This window comes from Enterovibrio norvegicus (assembly GCF_002876705.1).
GTDB lineage: Bacteria > Pseudomonadota > Gammaproteobacteria > Enterobacterales > Vibrionaceae > Enterovibrio > Enterovibrio norvegicus_B.
Window position 1 is genome coordinate 124,841 of sequence record NZ_MDAG01000035.1, and the last position, 24,137, is coordinate 148,977.

The window sequence follows — 24,137 nt, forward strand, 5'->3', positions numbered from 1 at the left end:
GTTATGAGCTTTGAAATGGATGAAGAAATCCTGCAGGACTTTTTGATCGAAGCAGGTGAAATTCTGGAGTTGTTGTCTGAGCAGTTAGTGGATCTGGAAAAATCGCCAGAAGACCGCGATTTGCTAAACGCAATTTTCCGGGGATTCCACACGGTTAAAGGTGGTGCTGGCTTCTTATCGCTCAAAGAGTTGGTAGATACCTGCCACGGTGCGGAAAATATTTTCGATAATCTCCGCAATGGCGGTCGAGAACTGACACCTGAGGTGATGGATATCATCCTTCAAGCGCTCGACACCGTTAACGAACAGTTTGCGTGTGTTCAGCAAAGCGAACCTGCCCCTGCCGCAGATCCATCTTTGTTGGACGCGTTGCACAAGTACAGCCGCCCAGCTTCTGAAGACGAAGCGACGGCAGAGCCTGAGCCGGAACCCGAACATGAGCCGGAACCTGAAGTTGTCGCAGAAGCGCCAGCTGAAAATGGTGATGCGATTGCGGGTGACTCCGTCGATGAAATTACTGATGATGAATTTGATCGGTTACTTGACCAACTTCATGGGTCGGGTAAGGGACCACAAGTAACAGAAAAACCTGCAGCTGAAGCACCAGCTGGGGGATCTGACAGCGGTGATATCACGGACGACGAGTTCGAGAAACTGCTGGATGAGCTGCACGGTTCTGGCAAAGGACCTCTTGAAGGTGACGCTGCCGCGCCACCACCTCAAAACGCAGCGGTGGAAAGTCCAAGCGGTGATGACATCACTGACGACGAATTTGAAAAGCTTTTGGATGACTTGCACGGTAAAGGCAAAAGCCCTATCGACAATGCACCGAAAGCAGAAGCGCCAAAGGCTGAACCCGCGCCAGCGCCTGCACCAAAACCTGCGCCGAAAGCTGAAGCGCCTGCGGCAAAACCACCCGCCGTTGCTGCGAAGCCGCCGGCCAAAACAGAAGACAAAAAACCACCTGTTCCTCAAGCTGAGCAAACAGTACGCGTAAACACCTCGACGCTAGACACCATTATGAACATGGTGGGTGAGCTGGTGTTGGTGCGTAACCGTTTGGTGAGTTTAGGTGCGAACAGTGAGGATGAGAACATGGCGAAAGCCGTGACCAACCTCGATGTGGTGACAGCTGACTTGCAAGGTGCGGTCATGCAAACGCGCATGCAGCCCATCAAGAAAGTATTCGGTCGTTTCCCACGCGTTGTTCGAGATTTGGCGCGAAGCCTCAAAAAAGACATCGTATTGGAAATGCGCGGTGAAGAAACCGACTTGGATAAGAACTTGGTTGAGGCATTGGCCGATCCCATGGTCCACTTGGTGCGTAATTCGGTCGACCACGGCATTGAAATGCCGGACAAGCGTGAGCAAAACGGTAAGCCTCGCGTAGGTACTGTGACCCTTGCAGCATCTCAGGAAGGCGATCACATCTTGCTGACCATCGAAGATGATGGCGGCGGTATGGATGCTGAGAAGCTTCGTGGCATTGCGGTAGAACGTGGTGTGATGGATGCAGATGCAGCGGCACGTTTGACAGATACCGAGTCATTCAACCTGATTTTTGCGCCAGGTTTCTCGACCAAAACAGAAATCTCCGATATCTCGGGCCGTGGTGTGGGCATGGATGTGGTGAAAACCGCGATCACCGCATTGAACGGCACGATCTCCATCGATTCAGTATTGGGTCGCGGTACGATCATTTCGATCAAGGTGCCGCTAACACTCGCCATTCTGCCAACCTTAATGGTCGGTATCGGCGGAAACCCATTTGCTTTCCCACTTTCTAACGTTAATGAAATCATTAGCCTAGATTTGGCGAGAACCAATACCGTTGATGGTCAATTGACCTTAATTGTTCGCGATAAAGCCATCCCACTGTTCTATTTACAGGATTGGCTGTGCAAGAAGCGCGCGTCGAAGAAAGACTCTGGACATGTCGTCATCATTCAGATGGGTCATCAGCCAGTTGCCTTTGTTGTTGATTCACTCATTGGTCAGGAAGAGGTGGTGATTAAACCTCTTGATGAATTGTTGCAAGGTACGCCGGGTATGGCGGGTGCGACGATCACCAGTGATGGTCATATTGCTTTGATTCTGGACGCGCCGAATCTGCTTAAACGCTACGCGGGACGATAAGAGTAATAAGGACTGATATGGCAGTGAAAGTGTTGGTGGTGGATGATTCGAGCTTTTTCCGCCGCCGAGTGAGTGAGATTATCAATGGCGATCCGCGTCTCCAAGTCATTGACTGTGCAGTCAACGGCAAAGAGGCAGTTGAGAAGACGGCGCAATTGAAGCCTGATGTCATCACCATGGACATTGAAATGCCGGTAATGGATGGGATCACAGCGGTTCGCGAGATCATGAAAGCCAATCCAACGCCCATTTTGATGTTCTCGTCGCTGACGCATGATGGCGCGAAAGCGACGTTGGACGCATTAGACGCTGGTGCACTCGACTTCCTGCCTAAAAAGTTTGAAGACATCGCAAGAAACCGTGATGAAGCGGTTTCTCTGCTGCAACAACGCGTGAATGAAATTGCTCGTAAGCGCGCATTCATGCGTCGTCCAATGCCAGCCGCGCGTCCTGCCGTTGCAACGCCTGCCGCAACAACTGCGGCGACGGCAACAGCAACACCGACGCGCACGCCTGTGCGACCACTTTCTAGTCCGGCAAGTTCTGCGCTATCAACCAGACCGACTTCGCCTGTCTCGATGAGTCGATTCAAAGCTAGTGGTAAGCGTTATCAACTTGTCGCGATTGGCACCTCCACGGGTGGTCCTGTTGCATTGCAGAAAGTACTGAGTTCACTTCCAGCGAACTTTCCTCTTCCTATTTTGTTGATCCAGCATATGCCTTCCACGTTTACTGCAGCCTTTGCTCAACGCCTTAATGGCTTATGCAAAATCTCGGTGAAAGAAGCGCAAGATGGTGACACGCTGCAAGCGGGTAGCGCATACCTTGCTCCTGGTGGTATGCAGATGATGATTGATGGTCGCCCCGGTGCGGCACGTCTTAAAATCATCGACGGTGGTGACCGTATGAACTACAAACCGTGTGTAGATGTGACGTTTGGGTCTGCCGCCAAGATATATGGTGATAAAGTATTATCCATGGTTTTGACGGGCATGGGCGCAGACGGTCGTGACGGAGCAAGAATGTTGAAAGAAGAAGGTTCAACAGTCTGGGCTCAAGACGAAGAAAGTTGCGTTGTTTATGGCATGCCACAGGCGGTCGCAAAGGCTGGGATATCGACAGAAGATCTCCCTCTTGAGCGAATTTCTGAGCGCATTCTCGTCGAGCTCAACTTGGTATAAGGAGCAGTCGTGATAGTCTGGAGTATTGCAAACCAGAAAGGCGGCGTTGGAAAAACAACATCCACGATTACCCTTGCTGGTCTTCTCAGTGAAAGAAACAAGCGTGTTTTGCTGATCGACACCGATCCGCATGCGTCGCTCACTACCTATCTGAATTACGATTCGGACACATTGCCACGTTCTCTTTTTGATCTCTTTCAGCTTCAGACGATTAATCGCGATACGGTAAAACCGCTTATCCTCAACACTGAGTATAAGAACCTCGATTTATTGCCTTCACACATGTCGCTAGCAACACTCGATCGCGCTATGGGTAACCGTGGTGGAATGGGGCTGATGCTGAAAAAGACACTCGCGTGTCTCGAAGAAGAATACGATTATGCGCTGATCGATTGCCCGCCAATTTTGGGGGTAATGATGGTGAACGCATTGGCGGCCAGTAACCGCATATTGATTCCGGTACAAACCGAGTTCCTCGCAATGAAGGGACTCGAACGCATGATCCGCACGCTGCAAATTATGCAGAAGTCGCGCAGCTCAGCGTTCAAGGTGTGCATTGTTCCTACTATGTATGACAAGCGGACGCGTGCCTCTCTTGAAACGCTTCAGGAGCTCAAAGTGCGATACCCCGATCAGGTATGGACATCTGCCGTGCCCATCGACACCAAATTCCGCGATGCGAGCTTGAAACACATGCCACCATCGTATTACGCAAAAAACTGTCGTGGCGTTTTTGCCTATAAAACGCTGCTTTCTTACCTAGAGCGATTGGAGCAGGATGAAAGATAGCGGTGCTTTATCCAGTGTTGAAGCACTGGACGCTTACTTCGATGCTTTGTTGGAAGACGATGATTCTCTCCAGCAAGAACAAGAAGAGGTTGTGCAACCAGACAACATGTATCTGGATGCCGACTTCTCTGAGGCGCCTGCACCTGCGTTAAAACTGCAAGAAGTGACGAGCCCTGAGCGTTTTACAGGTCGGACACTGACGCAGGAGGAACGTGATCTCTCCCATGTCGAAAAATTATTGAGCCAATTGAAGCTTGATGAAGACATGGAGGTAGAAGTTGAAGAACTCACCGATGTTGAATTGGCTTCTGAGCTAGAAACCGACATCGAGACGGTAACTGATGCCGCTGCTGCGGTAGAAGCGTATACCGAAGCCTTAACGGAAACCGTTGATGACATTGCTGAAGTGACGCCTGCAGTGTCGTTGCATTTAGTGAGCGACACCGAAACAGATTTAGATACAGAGATGGATACCGACATAGAGCTCGACGTTGAGAGCTGTGTCGACACCTCGGTATTAGAAGAAGCAGCGCTTCAGGAGGAGACGGCACTTCAAGAAGAAACAGATCTGCTTGAAGAGGTTGAGGTTCAACAAGACATTGAACCCGCCACCGTAACGCCACTTCATGTCGACACGCATGTAGATGCTGAGGTAGACGTTATCGAAGAGGTGTACATCGCCTCCGACGTTGAAAGCGACATTGTTGTTGACGCTGATGTTGATGTTGATAGCGAACCGGACACGCAAGCGGGTGAAGATATCATTCCGCCTTGGCAAAACATCGTGCCAGAACATGCGTTCCAAGTACTTTTCTTTGAATCAATGGGCGTGACTTACGCGGTGCCGCTGGCTGAGCTTGGCGGTATCCACCAATTGGGCGAATGCAATCATTTGATTGGTCGTCCTGATTGGTACTTGGGATTACAGACAGAGCGAGATCAGCAACTCGATATTGTTGATACCGCGAAATGGGTAATGCCAGAAAAAATAACAGATAACAGCCATCGCGATGACTATAGTTATATTGTGATCTTGGGTGACAGCAAATGGGGTTTAGCATGTAACACCCTATTGGGCACAGAGTCACTCAACGGAGAGCAAGTGCGGTGGCGCGAGCAAGCGGGCAAACGGCCTTGGTTGGCTGGATTGGTCAAACAAAAGATGTGTGCACTTATTCATGTCGAAGCGCTAATTGCCATGCTTAATCAAGGTATTGATGCCAATGCATTGGCGTAACTGATGTAGCACAGCACGTAAAGAGGAAAACAAATGTCTCAGGTAGCTGAAGTCCAAAAAGACAACGTGAACGATGAGGTCCTGCAGTGGGTGACCTTCCAATTGGAAGAAGAAACCTATGGCATTAATGTAATGCAGGTTCGTGAAGTTTTACGTTACACCGAAATTGCGCCTGTACCTGGTGCGCCAGACTATGTTCTGGGCATTATTAACCTGCGCGGTAACGTTGTGACGGTTATCGATACGCGTTCACGCTTTGGTTTGATGCAGGCTGATGTGACTGACAACACGCGTGTTATCGTGATTGAAGCTGAATCGCAAGTGATCGGTATCATGGTTGATAGCGTGGCGGAAGTGGTTTATCTGCGTACCTCTGAAATTGACACCACACCAAGCGTGGGTACGGACGAAAGCGCCAAGTTTATTCAAGGCGTGAGCAACCGTAATGGTAACCTGTTGATCTTGGTTGATTTGAACAAACTGCTCTCAGACGAAGAGTGGTCTGATATGGCAATGCTGTAATGCTCGATGTCGTGTTGTACTGGTTACCGCTCGGTGTTTCAGTTGTCATCGGGGTTGTTCTACTTCTTCTGCTTCGCCGAGAGAAAAAGGCGCGACAGGCGCTAGAAACTAAATTCCAAGCCATGGAATTGGTTTACAAAAATGCGCGCCAGCAGCAGGAGAGCCTGACCAAACAGTTCAATGAACTGCGTGCAGGTTCGATAGGAATGAGCCAGAAGCTCGCAGAGCTTTCACAGCGTTTCGATGACGTTGTTGATAAGCAAAACGAGCTAGAAATGCACGACCCAGACGGTCGACTGTATAGTCGAGCGAGCAAGATGGTAGAACTAGGCGCAGATATTCATGAGTTAATGGAAGAGTGTGATTTGCCGAAGGCAGAAGCTGAATTACTTCTGAGTATTCGAAAGCAAAGACTCGTGCGATAACTGGTACAGTGAAGCAAGCATTGGCTTGCTTATACTGACTGATTCACAAAAGCCCCTTCCCATCCGGGAGGGGCTTTTCCGTCTAGGTACCACGCAAACGCGATAAGTTCGGCGATCACAAGATAGAGTTGTTCAGGGATTTCGTCGCCAACCTCTAGCGCGGAAAGCCAATTCATTAATGTCTCATCGCTGTGGATGAGACCGCCATTCTTTTCCATTTCTTCAATGAGCTTCTCTGCCAGTGCTTCATAGCCTTTCGCGCTGACCGTTGGCGTGTTCACGCCATCATATCGCAGAGCAACGGCACTTTTTTCTTTCTTCATACTTGTATATTAACCCCGCTTGAAACCGTCGCTGGTGCTGATGGCTCAGTGGCTTCTACTTTGATATTGGATAAGTGAAGTTGATGTTTGCTCAACTGTTTTTCTAAAACGGGGAGCGCGGCTTCAACTCGCTTTTTTAACCCTTTGGAATTGGTGGAAAACGCCAGCGAAAGTTCTTGGTCTTCAAGTTCCACGGTTGCCAACACCTGACGATTTTTTGAAAGCGTTAAATTGACAGTGATAGACCAACGAGATTTTTTCGCTTTGGTTTGGGTCTTCTTTTTAACGGTGACATGAACGGGGCTTTGATGTTGCGGGTGAAAGGGAAACAACCAAGTGAACTCCCCCGGTTTATTGCTGTCTTGAAAGCGTTGCTCTGCAAAAAGCATGAGCATCGCTTTTAGTTTGCTTGAGCCTTCGTTATCAGCGGTCGATAAAAGACGTAGCGCATCAAGGGTACTTTTGTCTGTTTGACGCTCTGCTAACCAGTTTGCGGCAAGCTCGGGTTTACTCGGCATAAACAAAGAATTAAGCAGCATGGTGAGAGGGACTGATGGTGCATTCTGTGTGCCTGTTGAACGTGTTAACAGTGGGAAAATATTCATCAATGATAGTAATTGAGAAAGCTGTGAACTATTCGTTCCAGTTTTAGCAATAGATTTCGAATTTTCTTTGCCGATTAACAACACGCTTTCTACGGGCTTATTCTTCAGCACCTCAAGCATTAATGCACTGATGTTACTGTTATTATCGATTTTCATACTTACTCACAATTAGTCACATTTGAGCGAGAGCGTTGGGATCGTGCCGCTAACGATTTTAAAAACCTCTATGTTATTATCGGGTAGATTTTTCATTACTTTATCGGGAATTGACAATCGCTATGTTGGAAGTGCGTCAACTAAGCAGCATCCGTGATGAGCGTGTGTTGTTTGAAGACCTTAATTTTACCGTGTCGCCCGGTGATCTTGTTCAGATAGAAGGACCGAATGGCGCGGGTAAAACAACCCTGCTTCGCATTATTGCGGGGCTGGGATTGTCAGAGTCTGGTGACGTATTTTGGAACGGAAATTCGGTCACGAAAGCCAGAGAAGAGTTCTACAGTGACCTCTTGTTCTTGGGGCATAGTACAGGTGTTAAGCGTGAGCTAACGGCTTACGAAAATTTGGCGTTTTACCAGAAAATGCACGGTACTCCCGATGAAGATCGCCTTTGGGATGCACTCGCCCGTGTGGGGCTAGCAGGGCGGGAAGACGTTCCAGCCGCTCAATTATCGGCGGGACAGAATCGACGTGTTGCATTGGCTCGACTTTGGGTCAGTGAGTCTTTACTTTGGATCCTTGATGAGCCACTAACAGCCATTGATAAACAAGGTGTTAAGGTATTGGAACAGCTATTCCAGAAACACGTTGATAACGGGGGCATAGTGCTGTTTACCACTCACCAAGATATGTTCCACGATAACCCTAAACTCCGTCGCATCACTTTGGGGGCGTAATGGGAAAGGCGTTATTTGAACTTATCCATCGTGAACTCTTGGTGGCTTTCCGACGTCAGTCTGACATGCTGAACCCGTTATGGTTTTTCATCATTGTCATCACTTTGTTCCCGTTGGGTGTAGGGCCAGGACCAAATCTTCTTGCAGAGATTGCGCCGGGTATTATCTGGGTTGCAGCATTGCTGGCGGCAGTCGTCTCACTGGAACGACTCTTTCGTGACGATTTTGTCGATGGCTCGTTAGAACAAATTTTGCTGATGCCAGAGCCGCTTCCGGTCTTAGCGTTTGCAAAAGTCGTGGCGCACTGGCTGCTGACGGGCTTACCGCTATTGATCATAAGCCCGCTTCTAGCAGTATTACTTTCATTAGATTGGCCGACATACAAAGCCGTGGTGTTGACGTTACTGTTAGGAACACCAACGTTGAGCTTTTTGGGCGCAATAGGTGTGGCATTGACCGTTGGCCTGAGAAAAGGTGGCGTGCTTGTGAGCTTATTGGTGCTGCCGTTGTTCATCCCAGTCTTAATTTTTGCTACATCTGCCATTGATATGGCAGCCAATGGATTTCCGATTAACGGGCAACTCGCCATTCTTGGTGCGATGTTGGCTGGGTCGGCAACCTTATCACCTTTTGCAGTGTCAGCGGCACTGCGCGTGAGTGTTCAATAATTCTTATAATTTACTGAGAGCGGTAATAGCAATGTGGAAATGGCTTCATCCCTATGCCAAACCCGAGGCAACCTACCAGCTGTGTAATACACTGCTGCCGTGGTTCTCTGTGCTGGCATTGTTGTCCTTGATTACGGGTACGATTTGGGGGCTTGCGTTTGCGCCTTCTGACTACCAACAAGGTGACAGCTTCAGGATCATTTACATCCATGTGCCAGCAGCAATTTGGTCGATGGGTGCGTATATGTCGATGGCAATCGCCGCCTTTATTGGCCTTGTTTGGCAAATCAAAATCTCTGACTGGGCAGCCGCTGCGATGGCACCGATTGGCGCTGTATTTACCTTCATCGCGCTGTTAACTGGTGCGGTATGGGGCAAGCCGATGTGGGGCGCTTGGTGGGTGTGGGATGCGCGTCTAACCTCAGAGCTTATTCTGCTGTTTCTCTACCTGGGTGTGATTGCACTGTATAACGCGTTTGACGATGAGCGTACCGCGGGTCGTGCGGCCGGCATTCTCGCTATGGTGGGTGTGATCAATCTCCCTATTATTCATTTCTCTGTGGAGTGGTGGAATACCCTTCACCAAGGCGCAACCATCACTAAATTTGCGAAGCCTTCTATCGCCTCAGACATGCTTTGGCCATTGTTGCTGAACATTTTTGGGTTTGCCTTCTTCTTTGGTGCATTAACCTTGATGGGGCTGAAAAACAAAATCCTTCAGCGTGAAGCGCACCGCCCTTGGGTGCGTCAATTGGTAGAGCGAGGATAATCATGCATTTTACTTCCTTCTCAGCATTCTTAGACATGGGCGGCTATGCCGCTTATGTGTGGAGTTCTTTCGGTATTACGTTTGGTGCCTTGTTGTGGTTGGTTATTTCCGCCCACCTGACACGCCGTAAGCTCTTCAATGACATTAAAAATAGAGCCGCCAGAGAGCAGCGCATCAAAAATGCCCAAAATATGGAGAACACATTATGAACCCAAGACGCAAAAAACGATTAGGGCTGGCTCTGGCCTTAGTATTGGGCGTAGGTGCGACTATTGGGCTTATGCTGTATGCGCTGAATCAGAATATGGACTTATTCTATACGCCAACGGAGTTGGTGAACGGGAAGCCTGACGGAACCAAACCTGAAGTTGGTCAGCGTTTGAGAATTGGTGGCATGGTTGTCACTGATTCCGTTCAGCGTGATCCAGACTCTCTGAAAGTGAGTTTTAAAGTGGCCGATGTAGGCCCACAAGTTACCGTTATTTTTGAAGGTATCCTTCCTGACCTGTTCCGTGAGGGGCAGGGTATTGTGGCGCAAGGCGAGTTGGTCAATGCCAACACAGTTAAAGCGCACGAAGTGCTCGCAAAGCACGATGAAGAATACATGCCACCCGAAATTGCAGAGGCCATGAATAAAAACCATCAGCCTCTTGAATACACAGAGCAACAAAAAGGTAGCTACTAATGATTGCTGAACTGGGGCATTTTGCCCTGATCATCTCCCTCGGATTTTCGGTGCTGTTGAGCATTTATCCGCTGTGGGGAGCGCAGATCGGAAACCAAGCCATGATGCGTTCAGCGCGTCCATTGGCGATTGGCATGTTCCTCATGCTACTGATGTCTTTCATCGCGTTGAGCTGGGCGTTTTACGCCAATGACTTCACCGTTAGCTATGTCGCGAGTAACTCTAACAGTGCATTGCCTTGGTATTACCGTCTAACCGCGGTATGGGGTGCTCACGAAGGGTCTTTGTTGCTTTGGGTTCTGATCCAAGCGGGTTGGACACTTGCCGTTGCTCTGTTTAGCCGTGGTATGCCGCAAGAATCAGTCGCGCGTGTATTGGCGGTGATGGGCATGATCGGCGTCGGTTTCTTACTCTTCATTATTTTGACGTCAAACCCCTTTGACCGCACCTTGCCTTACTTCCCTGTTGATGGTCGTGACCTCAATCCGCTATTGCAAGATCCGGGACTGATTGTTCACCCGCCAATGCTGTACATGGGTTACGTAGGTTTCTCGGTTGCGTTTGCGTTTGCGATAGCGTCCTTGATGGCGGGTCGTTTGGATACCGCGTGGGCGCGTTGGTCTCGTCCTTGGACAACGGCTGCATGGGTCTTCTTGACGATTGGTATCGCTCTGGGCTCTTGGTGGGCGTACTACGAACTCGGCTGGGGTGGCTGGTGGTTCTGGGATCCAGTAGAAAACGCATCATTCATGCCTTGGCTGGCGGGTACTGCGTTAATGCACTCCCTCGCGGTGACTGAAAAACGTGGCACCTTTAAAGCGTGGACGGTATTGCTTGCGATCTCTGCGTTCTCTTTGAGTCTGTTGGGTACTTTTCTTGTCCGTTCTGGTGTTCTGGTTTCGGTGCACGCGTTTGCATCAGATCCAACCCGTGGTCTCTTTATTCTGGCGTTTTTGGTTGCGGTCATCGGTGGTTCATTACTGCTTTATGCACTGCGCGCGTCTGAAGTGCGTGTCCGGGGCAATTTCGAATTGGTGTCTCGTGAAAATGCGTTATTGGCAAACAACATTCTTTTGATTGCAGCCCTCGTGGTTGTGCTGTTAGGAACCTTGCTGCCATTGGTACATAAGCAAATTGGTTTGGGTTCTGTCTCTATCGGCGAACCGTTCTTTAACTTGCTTTTCACCTGGCTGGCTGTGCCATTTGTGTTCCTGTTAGGTATTGGTCCACTGGTTCGTTGGAAACGCGACAACCTGAAAACCGTCAAGAAAGAGCTGATCATCTGCGGCATTTTGTCTATTGTTGGTGGTATTGCTCTGGTCGCTATTTTCGCGGATGCCTTCATGCCACTTGCAGCGCTAGGTGCAGTGATGGGGTTGTGGATTATCCTGACGCAATCGTTCGAAGTGTACCAACGTGCAACACACCGCGATGATTTCATGACGGGTGTTCGCAAGCTAGGTCGCAGCCACTGGGCCATGATATTTGGTCATATCGGTCTTGCTGTGTCGATTCTTGGTATCGCGATGGTGCAGAACTACGACATCGAACGCGATGTGAAAATGGCACCGGGCGACACGGTAGAAATTCAAGGGTATCACTTCAATTTCGCGGGTCTTCGCGAAAAAGATGGCCCGAACTATGACGGCTACATCGCTGACTTTGATGTGTACCGTGGCGATCGTCGCATCAATACGTTGCATGCAGAAAAACGCTTCTACAACGTACAACGCTCGATGATGACAGAAGCTGCGATTGACCGTGGTATCACCCGTGACTTGTACATTGCGATGGGTGAACGCTTGTCCGATGGATCATGGGCCGTTCGAATTTACTACAAGCCATTTGTTCGTTGGATTTGGTTTGGTGCGGTATTGATGGCTGTTGGCGGTATCTTTGCCATGTCTGATAAACGTTACCGTTTCAGACAGAAATCGACATCGGTGATCAGCGCCGAGCCAGCGAAGGAGATTTAAGGGTGAAACGTCCTTTATTGTTTATCCCATTGGCTCTCTTCATGGTGCTTGTGGCGGTGTTTTTTGTTCAGCTTGGTAACAATGCTGACGGTGACGATCCCACCAAACTAGAGTCTGTTTTGGTTGGGAAACCGGTTCCAGAGTTCCGTTTGGAAGATTTGGCTGAGGCTGGAAAGCTTTATGACCAGAGCGTTTTCCATGGACAACCTCTATTGCTCAACGTTTGGGCGACATGGTGTCCAACCTGTTATGCCGAACATTCATTTTTAAATGAATTGGCAGGCGACGGTGTGAAAATCATTGGCCTTAACTACAAAGATGATCGTGTTAAAGCGATCGGCTGGCTGAATCAATTGGGTAACCCTTACTTGATCAGCCTGTTTGATGGTAACGGCATGTTGGGGCTGGATCTTGGTGTGTATGGCGCGCCTGAAACATTCCTCATTGATGCGAACGGTATTATTCGTTATCGCCATGCCGGTGATGTAAACACACGTAATTGGGAAGACACGTTGAAACCCATTTATGACCAAATGTTGGTGGAGGCGAAAGGATGATGAAACGTATCCTGCTGCCGTTGATTTTGGCGGCGAGTGCAGCATTCTCCGTGTCTGCAGCCATCGAGGTTTATGAGTTTGATACGCCTGAACAAGAAGCGGCGTTCCATCAGTTGGGTAAAGAACTTCGTTGCCCTAAGTGTCAGAACAATAACATTGCGGATTCCAATGCAGGTTTAGCACAAGACCTTCGTGCCAAAGTGTATGAGATGCTCAAACAAGGTAAGAACGAAGACGAGATCGTAGAGTACATGGTTGCTCGCTATGGCAACTTCGTGACGTACAATCCGCCGCTTACCGCGTCAACCATGATCCTATGGGCGGGTCCGTTACTGTTTGTGATTGGTGGTTTTACTGTGTTGGTAATGCGCAGTCGTAAGAGCCCGAAAGTGGTGAAAGACACGGCATTAGACAGTGAAGAACAAGCAAGGCTTGATGCGTTGCTGGATGAGCAAAACTCAGAAAAGAAAAAGGATGACCAAGCATGACAGAAACGATGTTTTGGCTGATCACAGCCTTGATGATGCTGGTATCCATTGCAATATTTGTGTTGCCGATTTATCGCGGGAAAGACCAAGATGAAGAAGCCAGTCGTGATGAGTTGAACAAAGCATTCTTCCGTGATCGTATGGAAGAAATTGAGGAAGAAGCGCAAGAAGGCTTGATTGAAAACCAGGGCGAACTTGCTGTTGAACTAAAACAATCCTTGCTTGATGACATCCCAACGCAACAAGCCGTCACTGAAAGCAAGAATACAGTGTCAGCGATGATGCTTGCTCCGGGCGTGTTAATTTTGGTGATACTAAGCTACTTCCTCTACAACACTTTTGGTAGTTACGGTGCTGTGGTGTCATGGCAAGAAACCACCAACAACTTGCCCGAGCTGTCCCAGCGCTTGATGTCGGAATCACAAGAGCCGTTGACCGATCAAGAAATGGCTGACCTCACGCTAGCACTCCGTACCAAGCTACAACAAACACCTGATGATGCAATGGGTTGGCTGTTACTGGGTCGTATTGGCATGGCGAATCGTGATATTCAGACAGCAGAAGGTGCTATGGCGAAAGCGTATGGCCTTTCTCCTGAGAATAGCGACATCAAGCTGGGTTATGCACAATCGCTGATCTTTTCGGGGGACGAAACCAACGTGACGAAAGCACGTGGTCTACTTCGTGAAGTGATTCGAGAAGATCATGCGAACATGCAAGCATTCTCATTGTTAGCATTTGAAGCATTTGAGCGAGGTGCTTATGATGAGGCAATTGCAGCGTGGTCAACCATGAAGAAATTGCTGCCTGAAAATGATCCACGCATTGCGATGCTTGAGCGCAGCATTGCTCGCGCAAATACGCAAATGAACGTGGGTTCAGGACAGAAGGTGTCTGTGACCGTTACTCTGGACGAAGATGTTGTCCTTCCTGAGCAAGGCGTATTGATTGTCTCTGTGCATTCAGCAGATGGCGCCCCAATGCCGATTGCAGCGAAGCGATTGCCTATCAATCAGTTTCCACTGACCGTCGAGCTAACGGATGCTGACAGTATGATTCCTGAGCGCCTCATGTCGTCATTGCCTGAAGTCTTGGTGAAAGCACGTATTGACCATGATGGAAACGTCATGACGAAAGATGGCGATTGGTTTGGAGAAACCTTGCCGTTTGCATTAGGTGGACAGTCGCAGATAGTGATTAACCAAAAGTATTAACTGATTTATACTTTCTGGTAACAATTGAAACGGGCTGGTGCAAACCAGCCTCTTTTTTGGAAATAATAATACAATGTGGAAAGGCTTTATACTGGCAGTAGGCCTTGTGGTGGGGTTGAGCGGATGTGCTCAAACACCTGAAGAGAATACTGCTGACGCAGAAACGAATGCAGAAACGCACGTTGCGCACCCTAACGATCCGTTTGAAGGGTTTAACCGTGCAATGTGGACGTTGAATTATGATTACCTTGACCCGTATGTCGCACGCCCAGTATCAGTGGCGTACGTTGATTACGTGCCAAGTTGGACGCGAACAGGTATCTCAAACTTTATCAACAACCTTGAAGAACCTGCGAGCATGATCAACAGCCTTATTATGCTGGAAGGTGAAGACGCGCTTGTACACTTCAACCGATTCTGGTTGAACACCGTCTTTGGTCTGGGTGGCATCATCGATCTCGCTTCGGCCGCTAACGTCCCTAAGCTCAGTGACCGACAGTTTGGTGATGCGATGGGGTATTACGATATTGGGCAAGGTCCTTACATCATGGTGCCTGTCTACGGCCCAATCACGGTACGTGAAGGGGTAGGGGATACAGTCGATGGGTTGTACCCACCATTATCACTGCTGACATTCCCGCAATCAGTGATCAAATGGGCGCTAGATGGCATGGAAACGCGCGCAGCATTGGTGAAGCAAGAAGGTATTCTTGAAAACTCGCCGGACCCGTATGCGTTCACGCGTGATGCGTATTTGCAAAATAAAGCCTTTAAGGCGCGTGGCGGTGAGGTTGAAATCGACGCTGATGAAGAAGACGATGAATATCTTGAAGAATTGATGGACGAGATTGACGCTTACTAAGACGCTGCCGCCATCTCTGTATCGAACAAAAAGCCACTCGACTGAGTGGCTTTTTTTGTCTGCTAACGTTGAGCTTACACTCAAACTCTCAGTTGACGCTTAGAAGCGGTAGCTTGCTTGAACACCTGCTAGCCAAACGCTGCCAGAGGTTTTACCTTCAAATGACCCGCCGAAAAGCTGACCAAGTTGATCTGATGCAACATGATCACGAGGCTCTTTTACAGGGGCTTCTTTTGCAAAGATATAGGTGAAACCTGCATCTAGCGTTAGGTTTTTAGACCACTCGTAACCCGCACCTAGGCTTAGCCATAGACGGTCAGTTTCAGGAATGGTGATAGTACGGTTCGCATCATCTACCGCTGATGTGTCGTAAGCCACACCTGAACGAAGTTCTGTTTTGTCGTTTAGCTGGTAGGTCGCACCAACTGCAACGCGGTAGTTGTCACGCCAATTCTCTTCTTTCACCATTTGAGTTGGCTCAGACAGCGAAGGAATGTTGGCTTCTAGTTTTTCAAATTCGCTCCAATCAGTCCAATTCACGCTTGCGTGAACAGCCACTTTTTCGGTGATTTGGTGAAAGCTTGCAATTTCTGCTGTAGCAGGTAGTCCCAACTCCATGCTACCTGGCAATTGACCTGTTGTTGTGCCGAAAGACAAGCCAGAAGCATGACCAGCAAGCTTTAGATCAACCGCAGAACGGTAGTTGAAACCAATTCGGTTTGAATCGTTGAGCTGCCATGCTGCACCTGCTTGCCAACCCCAAGATGTGTCATCGCCTTCCATGTATTTAAGCGTCGTACCATTTGGTACAACAGCGACCCCGCCTTGACCATTTGGCATTAGGGTCGCTGAAGAACTTTTCGCTCCAATGCTACCTTCGCCCATGACAAAACGGACGCCACCACCAATCGAGAACTGGTCGTTAATGCGGTAAGCCACATTTGGGTTGATTTCAACGGTGGTGATCGATGCTTCGTTACCGAATTGCGTGCCTTTAAAATTGTCATCCAACTTGGTGTTCATGCCGAAGTTAGAGGCTAGCGCAAGACCAAGAAATACTTGTTCATTGACTTGGTGAGATACATAGAAATTTGGAACGACAGCAGCATCAGCAAAATCTTTAGATGATGTTTGCGTCTCGTTACCGAAGAATGTTGTCGTGCCATCTACATCGACATTCGGGTCAACGTAGATCATGCCCGTCGAGACTTGTGTACCTTCAAGGTAAGTCAGCATCGCAGGGTTACGGAATTGCGCAGCGGCATTATCTGCCATCGCTGCTTCACCCGCGTATGCGCGTCCTAGGCCGGTTGCTGAATACTCAGCAAGCTGGAAACCTGCCGCATAAGCAGATGTTGAAGAAAGAGAGCCAAGAGCGGCTGCAATAGCCAAAGGTAGAATTTTATTCTTATTCATAATTCATCGATTGCTTTTTTAGGTCGCTACAGGGTACTGAGGGAACGATAGGTTGCAATTTAGAATTGTTGATGACTCATTATTTGGAATTATATATTGGTATGTCGTTCTGTAATGGTGATAACAACTGTTAAATACGCATCAGGTTACACATGTACGCTGGAACTGAGCGAACACGTGTAACTGTTATCGGGGCTAGTTATGGGGTATGTACGCTGTAAAAACGCTGAAATTATTAGAATTTATGGGATGTCATTTCAAAATCCGCGCACAAAAAAAAGGGAGCTGATGCTCCCTTTTTTATCGCTTCATAGCTTAGAACTTGTAGCTGTATTGAATGCCGTATAGCCACGCGTTTGCGCGAGTGGTTGCTTCTACGTTTGACAGGGTCAATTCTTGACCGCCAACCTCTGTTGAGAGGGTGTCACTAACTTTGACATCTTCACCCATAAGGTAAGTTACGCCAACATCGATGGTAGAGTTTTTGGTTGCGCGGAAGGTAGCACCTGCTGATACCCACTGACGGTCGGAGTCAGGAACGGAAATAGATTTCTTTTGATCCTGGGCACTGGTGTCATACATGTAACCGGCACGAAGGGTCCATGCATCGTTCAAGTAGTAAGTACCACCGATAGAATAGTGCATACCATCTTGCCAATTGTACTCATTCAACACAGTACCATCGGTTGTCGCTAGTTGGTCGAAGGTACTCCACTCAATCCACTGTACAGAGTAATGCATTGCAAACTTGTTAGTGAGCAGATGATAGCCTGAGAATTCTGCGATATCAGGCAGCGGCAAAACAAGTTTACCGCTTAGCTGCTCCCCTTTGTACACCATGGTGTCACCGTCAGCTTTGATATCTGGACTATGGCGGTAGCTAAGACCAAAACGGTGCTTCTCGCTCAGCTCATAAACAACACCTGCATTCCAACCAAAGCCAGTGCCTTCTGCATCAATGTTCAACATGTTGTCACCAACACTGCTCTCGAAAGATGAACCGAATACAGGCAGTTCTCCAAGGTGATCGAGACCCGAACGTTGCAACTTACCAGTGCCTTGAATGAAATCAACACCGGCACCTAGGCTTAGTTGCTCATTAACGCGGTAAGAGCCGCTTAATGCAAAGTTAACACTTTTAACGTCGGTTAGACCGCCAAGTTCGTTAGCTGCAAAGTTGGTGTCAAATTCTGTTTTTGTACCGAAATTAGAATAGATACCAGCACCTACTGCAAACTTCTCATTGATTGGGTGAACGTAGAAAATATTAGGTACATAAGAAATGTCGCCAGCTTGTGCATCATCTAAGTTTGTTGATGAATACACTGGCTGTATGCCTTGTTGAGTAAGGCTCATTCTGTCCAAGTAGGTGTAATCGCCACCTTTAATCTGAACATCAGTATCAATTGCGATCACACCCAAAGAAAGCTCTGGAGAATCAAATAGCGCCATCGCTGCTGGGTTACGCGCCATTACCGATGCGTTATCAGCGATAACGGCATCACCTGCAAACGCACGACCAAGGCCTGTTGCTGACTGGCCATTTAACTGGAAGCCAGCGGCGAACGCTGACGTAGAACTTGCCGCAACAGCCACTGCAATAGCTGAACGAATAAACAGACGCTTCTTATTCATAATGTGAATCTATCCAAATGAATTTATTGTAATTTTGTTTATATGGGCTTTATAAAGCCGCGCGGATTCTATTGTGTAGGATAAAATTTTGAAATCTGACCAGTTATGAGACGCTGTCTTGTTTGTGCGTTATATTTTCTTAGTTGATTGTTTTATAGATAAAAAAAGGGAGAAGCAGATGCTTCTCCCTTTTTGTGTAAATGAATGTTTTATCGCAAAGTCTGCCTAGTTTATGCTTTTTGATTCAAATGCTTTTTCAGAGACTCAGCGAGAGGAAGAATGTTTGAACCTTCTTCACCTACAACAATCACGCTGCTGTTGTTTGCCGGAAGCGAAATGGCTTCCATATTACCGTCGCTAAATGTTTCCATCGCTGGCGATTTTTGCGGCACGACAAAGACAGTGAAATCTTCGCCATTCTCTGCTTTTAGCACCATGTGTACAGCATGCTGATCGTCAAAGCTGCAATGGTTCAAGTAAGCAACCTGGCCTGGCAAATTCCCGTTAAAGGTGCTCCCTAAAGGTGCTAGTTTGGCATTCACCTGTTGGAGGCTTGCACCTTCGTTGGCAGCGAGCGCGAAACCTTCTTCATGGTAGTAATGCTGTAGCGCAATTTGCCCTAGGCTTTGGTCACCTGGCAAAATAGGTAAGTTCGACCAATTAAACTGACCAAGCATGATGCCAAATACAAACGCAATGGACGCGGCAATGGCCAAGTGAAATTTGGGTTGGCGCTTTTCTCGAACAACATCGCTGGTTTGCTTAAACAATACTTTATCGACTAGGTCGTCTGGCACGTCAACTCTCAATGCCTGATCGATCATCGCATCTAATTGCTCTAGCTCTGAAGCAAGGCTCTGGTTTGCGGTTGAGCTACGCTTGGCATCAAGCAACTCAGGATCCTGGTCTTGGGGGTCGGCGAGAAGACGGCGACGAAATTCAAGATCGTCCATTTTGCGCTCCTCTTTGTGGGGTGTTTTGAGTATCCATGAACTCTTTTAATTGATTGCGCGCTCGAAAAAGACGAGTCATCACAGTGTTTTTGTTCAAGTCCAATATATCTGCAATTTCTTCGCCGCTGAATCCTGCCATGACCTGAAGCACTAATGGTTCACGGTATTCGGGGGCAAGACGCATAATTTGTTTATGCAGCCACTGCTGCTCTACCGACGCTTCTTCGCTCGGCTGGGTATTGTCTGCTACTTGATGATCGTCAATATCAACCAATTCTAACTGCTTACGTTCGAATCGGCGTGCGTTTTCTCGACGGAGAATGGTGATTAGCCATGCTTTCGCCGCATTATCATCTTGAAGGCTATCGAGCGATCGCCAAGCACGTAGACAAGTTTCTTGTACCAAATCTTCCGCCACATGTTGGTCTTTGGTAAGCCAATATGCGTAGCGATAGAGATCCCTGTGCCAAGCTCTCACGAGCGCTTCGTATCGTCTTTGTTTTTCCATATCAGTAGAGACCTGCGTATCTTCGGTTTTATTTCGAAGTTTTTTCAAAACCATTCAGACTATCCTTAGCTCTTTGTTATTTCGCAATTAAAGACAGCCATTAGGTGACGATGAGGATGACGCTGTAGCTTGCGAGCATGAATCATTGACGATGTAAGTGTAGTTTTTTCTGTCAATTTATCCTTGTTCTTCTCGGTGTTAAATATTCTAACAGTGAGATTGTTTATTTTGAGAGCAATTGATTGAAATGCATTGTTAGTGGTACGGAAATCTCTCAATTGGAGCTGTGTGTATAGATGCGTATATTTTGATAGGGGAAATGTTCGCGTGGAAAGGCCTCGTTTGGCAGGAAGCGTTACAGGGCAATTGTAATGACAATTCTTTTGTTTTTGTGCTGATGAAGAATTGAACCAAACATTGATCTGCTTCAAAAAGACGCGACGCTTGACGGGTATAGTAAGCACTGTCATCTGGTAGCGCATTGATAGACCCGTTGGTTTACCGGCCTGTGAATGTGCGACACCGTGTTGAGCAAGATGACAACTTCCTTTTTTGAAGGCTGACTTTACTTTCTCCTCAGGTTTTATACCTGATTTGCAATTGGCTTTACGTTAATTGAATTCTACGTGATTGCTTTCCACATACGTTACCACACCCATTCGGTGTGGTTTTTTTTTGCCTGTGATCCCAGACTGAAGAACAATTTAAAACGTACGTTTTAATTTAATAACAAATTGGTTACACTCTTCTGGTCTGACCTCTAATTCATGCAAGGAGCAGCAATGAACTCTCCCCAGAACCTGACTACGCGTCAAGGTGAACGTATCGCAGTTGTCGCAGGGCTTCGAACGCCTTTCGCGCGACAGTCTACGGCCTATGCCGATGTCCCGGCCGTCGACCTCGGCAAAATGGTCGTTAGCGAAATGCTGAATCGTACTGCCATTGACCCCAAGTTGATTGACCAACTTGTTTTCGGGCAAGTTGTGCAAATGCCAGAAGCGCCCAATATTGCGCGTGAAATCGTGCTGGGTACGGGCATGAACATTCACACTGACGCTTACAGTGTCTCCCGTGCCTGTGCGACCAGCTTTCAATCTGTCGTGAATGTCACGGAGAGCATCATGTCTGGCACTGTTGATATCGGTATTGCTGGCGGTGCGGATTCTTCTTCTGTCTTGCCGATCGGTGTGTCGAAGCACCTCGCGGCAACCTTGCTTGCGCTCAGCAAAGCCAAAACCATGAGTAAGCGCCTTAAGCTTCTGAGCAAGCTATCGCTTTCAGATCTTGCACCTGTGCCGCCAGCGGTTGCTGAATATTCAACAGGTTTGAGCATGGGACAAACGGCGGAACAAATGGCAAAGAGTCATCAAATCAGCCGTAAAGAGCAAGATGCATTGGCGCACCGTTCTCATACTTTGGCGGCGAAAGCGTGGGCTGATGGTTTGGTGCGTGATGAAGTCATGACTGCTTTCCCTGAACCTTACCGTGCGTGGATCGACAAAGATAACAACGTCCGTGAAGACTCTACACTGGAAGGTTATGCCAAATTACGTCCTGCGTTTGATCGCAAACACGGTTCAGTGACGGCAGCGAATGCCACGCCATTGACGGACGGCGCTGCCGCAGTGATGTTGATGCGCGAAGGCCGAGCAAAGGAATTGGGTTTGGAGCCACTGGGCTACATTCGCTCTTACGCGTTTGCCGCGATTCAAGTTGAACACGATATGCTGATGGGGCCATCTTATGCCACACCGATGGCACTTGATCGCGCAGGCATTACCTTGTCTGACTTAACCCTGATCGACATGCACGAAGCCTTTGCGGCACAAGCGTTGGCGAACGTGAAAATGTTTGGCTCTAAAACGTTTGCAGAGCAGAAGCTCGGACGTAGCCAAGCGATTGGTGAGATCGACATGGACAAATTTAACGTGCTTGGTGGTTCTATTGCTTATGGTCACCCATTTGCAGCCACTGGCGCACGCATGATCACCCAAACCTTGAACGAGCTTCGTCGTCGTGGCGGTGGGTTGGCATTGAATACAGCTTGTGCGGCAGGTGGGCTCGGCGCAGCGATGATTTTGGAGGCAGAATAATGAGCGAACAAACGACAGATACGTCCGCACCAGAATCGACGGAAACCGTGTCTACACCGTCAGCATTTTCACTGCGCTATGCGGATAACGGGGTCGCTTGGCTTGCGATAGACGTACCCGGCGAAAGCATGAACACGCTTCAGGCGACCTTTGCCGATGAGATCAGCGAGATCTTGACCGAGCTTGAAGGCAAGTCTGATGTTAAAGGCTTGGTGCTGCACTCAGCGAAACCTGACAACTTTGTGGCGGGCGCGGATGTCCGCATGCTGGATGCATGTAAAACCGCTGAAGATGCACAAGCCATTGCAGAGCAAGGGCAGAAGCTGTTCTCTCGCCTTGAAGCGCTGCCATTTCACGTGGTAGCTGCTATTCACGGCCCGTGTTTGGGCGGTGGGTTAGAGCTGGCGCTGGGTTGTCATAGCCGCGTCGCGACAGACGACGACAAAACACGTATTGGTTTACCTGAAGTGCAATTGGGCTTGTTACCAGGCTCGGGCGGAACACAGCGACTGCCGCGTTTAATTGGTGTAGCGGGTTCACTGGATATGATCCTGACTGGCAAACAGCTGCGCGGTAAGAAAGCGAAGAAAATGGGCGTGGTCGATGACTGCGTGCCACATTCTGTGTTGTTGCAAGTGGCGGAAGAATTGGCCCTCAAGAGTAAGCCAACGCGCACTAACAGCTGGCAGAGCTGGGCCATGGGCGGCAACGCACTGGGTCGCACCGTGGTTTTCGATCAGGCAGCAAAGAAAACGCGTGAGAAAACCCGTGGAAATTACCCTGCGACGGAAGCGATTCTCGACACCATTAAATACGGTCTCGATAAAGGCATTGAAAAAGGCCTGGCTCGCGAAGCGAAGCATTTCGGCCAGTTGGTCATGAGCACGGAATCGGCGGCACTTCGTAGCCTGTTCTTTGCAACCACGGCAATGAAAAAAGAAACCGGTGCAGATGCAGAGCCTGAGAAAGTCACGGGCGTCACTGTGCTAGGTGGCGGTTTGATGGGCGCGGGCATTGCGAATGTTTCTGCGACGAAGGCAAACGTGCCGGTGCGTGTGAAAGATGTCAGCAATGATGGCCTGCTCAACGCCATGAACTACAGCTACAAGCTGCTAGAGAAAAAGCGTAAGCGCCGCATTATTTCAAAAGCGCAGCTTCAAGAACAAATGGCACGCATCAGTGGTTCAACGGATTACAGCGGTATGAGCCGCACAAACGTTGTCATTGAAGCGGTGTTTGAAGATCTTGAGCTGAAACACAAGATGGTTGCTGAAGTCGAAGACGCGTTGGGTGAAAACACGATTTTCGCTACCAACACCTCGTCACTGCCTATCCATCAGATTGCTGAAGGTGCTGCACGACCAGAGAACATCGTTGGTCTGCATTACTTTAGCCCGGTCGATAAAATGCCGCTGGTGGAAGTCATTCCTCACGCTGGCACCTCTGAAAAAGCCGTTGCAACGGTCGTGAAACTGGCGAAGAAGCAGGGCAAAACACCGATTGTTGTCGCTGACAAAGCGGGTTTTTATGTAAACCGTATTCTCGCGCCATACATGAATGAAGCCGCGATGACTTTGCTGTCTGGTGAAACCATTGAGCATATCGACAATGCACTGCTTGATTTCGGCTTCCCTGTGGGGCCTGTGACCTTGCTGGATGAAGTCGGCATCGATATCGGTGCGAAGATCAGTCCAATATTGCTGAACGAGTTGGGTGAGCGATTCCGTGCACCAGACGTGTTTGATGTGATGCTGAATGACGGCCGTAAAGGGCGTAAGAGCGGTAAAGGTTTCTACCAATACAATGGTAAGAAAAAAGAAGTTGATAAGCGTGTTTATGGCTTGCTAGGTGTTGAACCGAAGAACCAGCTAAACGGTCATGAACTGGCGCAGCGCTGTGTGTTGATGATGCTTAATGAAGCGGCGCAATGTTTGGATGAAGGTGTGGTGAAATCTGCACGTGATGGCGACATTGGTGCGGTATTCGGTATCGGCTTCCCGCCGTTCTTGGGTGGCCCGTTCCGTTACATGGATCAGATTGGCGCGAAGCGTTTAGTGGAACTGTTGGAACAACATGAAGCCAAATTCGGTGAGCGTTTTGCACCATGTCCGCTGCTGAAAGCGATGGCAGCAGAAGAAAAACGCTTCTTCGAGTAATGCGCAACACGTAAATTAGCTAAATAACAAAAAGCCCCGATGTTCG

24 protein-coding genes are annotated in these 24,137 nt (G+C 48.6%); 18 read left to right on the plus strand and 6 right to left on the minus strand.

The window, feature by feature from the left end; translation table 11 throughout:
• Positions 1-3: 3 nt before the first annotated feature.
• Genes BCT27_RS17330 through BCT27_RS17355 form a run of 6 tightly spaced genes read left to right on the plus strand, consistent with a single transcriptional unit; the run spans position 4 to position 6,290 of the window.
• Positions 4-2,136 carry a chemotaxis protein CheA gene (locus BCT27_RS17330; protein WP_102396343.1) on the plus strand — a complete coding sequence of 711 codons (2,133 nt, stop codon included), beginning with the start codon at positions 4-6 and terminating at the stop codon, positions 2,134-2,136.
• A gap of 17 nt (positions 2,137-2,153) precedes the next feature.
• Positions 2,154-3,317 (plus strand): protein-glutamate methylesterase/protein-glutamine glutaminase, encoded by a 1,164-nt coding sequence (locus BCT27_RS17335; protein WP_102396344.1) that lies wholly within the window; start codon positions 2,154-2,156, stop codon positions 3,315-3,317.
• 9 nt (positions 3,318-3,326) lie between these two features.
• Entirely contained in the window at positions 3,327-4,106 is a 780-nt protein-coding gene (locus BCT27_RS17340; protein WP_102318306.1) for a ParA family protein, read from the plus strand.
• Positions 4,096-5,343 carry a chemotaxis protein CheW gene (locus tag BCT27_RS17345; protein WP_102396345.1) on the plus strand — a complete coding sequence of 416 codons (1,248 nt, stop codon included), beginning with the start codon at positions 4,096-4,098 and terminating at the stop codon, positions 5,341-5,343. The genes BCT27_RS17340 and BCT27_RS17345 overlap by 11 nt, the downstream gene beginning before the upstream one ends.
• Before the next feature lie 33 nt (positions 5,344-5,376).
• Entirely contained in the window at positions 5,377-5,865 is a 489-nt protein-coding gene (locus BCT27_RS17350) for a chemotaxis protein CheW (protein WP_017009387.1), read from the plus strand.
• A complete protein-coding gene (locus BCT27_RS17355) occupies positions 5,865-6,290 on the plus strand; it encodes a DUF2802 domain-containing protein (RefSeq protein ID WP_102391965.1) in 426 nt (141 codons plus the stop codon). Before BCT27_RS17350 ends, BCT27_RS17355 begins: the two co-directional genes overlap by 1 nt.
• Positions 6,291-6,319: 29 nt before the next feature.
• Here BCT27_RS17355 and BCT27_RS17360 read toward each other — a convergent pair whose 3' ends face one another.
• Both BCT27_RS17360 and BCT27_RS17365 read right to left on the minus strand, forming a co-directional pair.
• Positions 6,320-6,613 (minus strand): EscU/YscU/HrcU family type III secretion system export apparatus switch protein, encoded by a 294-nt coding sequence (locus BCT27_RS17360; protein WP_017009389.1) that lies wholly within the window; start codon positions 6,611-6,613, stop codon positions 6,320-6,322.
• The gene (locus BCT27_RS17365) at positions 6,610-7,374 is read right to left on the minus strand and encodes a flagellar hook-length control protein FliK (RefSeq protein WP_102396346.1); all 765 of its coding nucleotides are present in this window, start codon (positions 7,372-7,374) and stop codon (positions 6,610-6,612) included. The genes BCT27_RS17360 and BCT27_RS17365 overlap by 4 nt, the downstream gene beginning before the upstream one ends.
• A 122-nt stretch (positions 7,375-7,496) precedes the next feature.
• On the opposite strand from BCT27_RS17365, the gene ccmA reads away from it, so the two are divergent.
• The 10 genes from ccmA to BCT27_RS17415 all read left to right on the plus strand — a co-directional run bounded on the left by ccmA (position 7,497) and on the right by BCT27_RS17415 (position 15,330).
• On the plus strand, positions 7,497-8,111 hold the full coding sequence (gene ccmA, locus BCT27_RS17370) for a cytochrome c biogenesis heme-transporting ATPase CcmA (protein WP_102318311.1): 615 nt from the start codon (positions 7,497-7,499) through the stop codon (positions 8,109-8,111).
• On the plus strand, positions 8,111-8,779 hold the full coding sequence (gene ccmB / locus BCT27_RS17375; protein WP_017009392.1) for a heme exporter protein CcmB: 669 nt from the start codon (positions 8,111-8,113) through the stop codon (positions 8,777-8,779). Before ccmA ends, ccmB begins: the two co-directional genes overlap by 1 nt.
• Before the next feature lie 31 nt (positions 8,780-8,810).
• Positions 8,811-9,548 carry a heme ABC transporter permease gene (locus tag BCT27_RS17380; RefSeq protein WP_017009393.1) on the plus strand — a complete coding sequence of 246 codons (738 nt, stop codon included), beginning with the start codon at positions 8,811-8,813 and terminating at the stop codon, positions 9,546-9,548.
• Positions 9,549-9,550: 2 nt separating this feature from the next.
• Positions 9,551-9,757 carry a heme exporter protein CcmD gene (ccmD, locus tag BCT27_RS17385; RefSeq protein ID WP_017009394.1) on the plus strand — a complete coding sequence of 69 codons (207 nt, stop codon included), beginning with the start codon at positions 9,551-9,553 and terminating at the stop codon, positions 9,755-9,757.
• Positions 9,754-10,233, plus strand: coding sequence for a cytochrome c maturation protein CcmE (ccmE, locus tag BCT27_RS17390; protein ID WP_017009395.1), 480 nt, complete (start codon positions 9,754-9,756; stop codon positions 10,231-10,233). The genes ccmD and ccmE overlap by 4 nt, the downstream gene beginning before the upstream one ends.
• On the plus strand, positions 10,233-12,209 hold the full coding sequence (locus BCT27_RS17395; RefSeq protein ID WP_102396347.1) for a heme lyase CcmF/NrfE family subunit: 1,977 nt from the start codon (positions 10,233-10,235) through the stop codon (positions 12,207-12,209). The genes ccmE and BCT27_RS17395 overlap by 1 nt, the downstream gene beginning before the upstream one ends.
• A gap of 2 nt (positions 12,210-12,211) precedes the next feature.
• On the plus strand, positions 12,212-12,766 hold the full coding sequence (locus BCT27_RS17400) for a DsbE family thiol:disulfide interchange protein (RefSeq protein ID WP_102396348.1): 555 nt from the start codon (positions 12,212-12,214) through the stop codon (positions 12,764-12,766).
• Complete coding sequence (locus BCT27_RS17405) at positions 12,766-13,254, plus strand: cytochrome c-type biogenesis protein (RefSeq protein WP_102396424.1); 489 nt, start codon at positions 12,766-12,768, stop codon at positions 13,252-13,254. The genes BCT27_RS17400 and BCT27_RS17405 overlap by 1 nt, the downstream gene beginning before the upstream one ends.
• Entirely contained in the window at positions 13,251-14,468 is a 1,218-nt protein-coding gene (ccmI, locus tag BCT27_RS17410; protein WP_102396349.1) for a c-type cytochrome biogenesis protein CcmI, read from the plus strand. The genes BCT27_RS17405 and ccmI overlap by 4 nt, the downstream gene beginning before the upstream one ends.
• Positions 14,469-14,541: 73 nt before the next feature.
• A complete protein-coding gene (locus BCT27_RS17415) occupies positions 14,542-15,330 on the plus strand; it encodes an MlaA family lipoprotein (RefSeq protein WP_102391961.1) in 789 nt (262 codons plus the stop codon).
• A gap of 99 nt (positions 15,331-15,429) precedes the next feature.
• Here BCT27_RS17415 and BCT27_RS17420 read toward each other — a convergent pair whose 3' ends face one another.
• The 4 genes from BCT27_RS17420 to BCT27_RS17435 all read right to left on the minus strand — a co-directional run bounded on the left by BCT27_RS17420 (position 15,430) and on the right by BCT27_RS17435 (position 19,896).
• On the minus strand, positions 15,430-16,746 hold the full coding sequence (locus tag BCT27_RS17420; protein ID WP_102396350.1) for an outer membrane protein transport protein: 1,317 nt from the start codon (positions 16,744-16,746) through the stop codon (positions 15,430-15,432).
• Between the two features lie 315 nt (positions 16,747-17,061).
• Positions 17,062-18,381, minus strand: coding sequence for an outer membrane protein transport protein (locus BCT27_RS17425; protein WP_102396351.1), 1,320 nt, complete (start codon positions 18,379-18,381; stop codon positions 17,062-17,064).
• A gap of 230 nt (positions 18,382-18,611) precedes the next feature.
• Entirely contained in the window at positions 18,612-19,334 is a 723-nt protein-coding gene (locus tag BCT27_RS17430) for a DUF3379 family protein (protein ID WP_102396352.1), read from the minus strand.
• Positions 19,321-19,896 (minus strand): sigma-70 family RNA polymerase sigma factor, encoded by a 576-nt coding sequence (locus BCT27_RS17435; protein WP_074926237.1) that lies wholly within the window; start codon positions 19,894-19,896, stop codon positions 19,321-19,323. The genes BCT27_RS17430 and BCT27_RS17435 overlap by 14 nt, the downstream gene beginning before the upstream one ends.
• Positions 19,897-20,624: 728 nt before the next feature.
• Between BCT27_RS17435 and fadI the strand changes: the two genes are divergently transcribed.
• Both fadI and fadJ read left to right on the plus strand, forming a co-directional pair.
• On the plus strand, positions 20,625-21,935 hold the full coding sequence (fadI, locus tag BCT27_RS17440) for an acetyl-CoA C-acyltransferase FadI (protein WP_017014189.1): 1,311 nt from the start codon (positions 20,625-20,627) through the stop codon (positions 21,933-21,935).
• A complete protein-coding gene (fadJ, locus tag BCT27_RS17445; RefSeq protein ID WP_102318320.1) occupies positions 21,935-24,091 on the plus strand; it encodes a fatty acid oxidation complex subunit alpha FadJ in 2,157 nt (718 codons plus the stop codon). Before fadI ends, fadJ begins: the two co-directional genes overlap by 1 nt.
• Positions 24,092-24,137 lie beyond the last annotated feature (46 nt).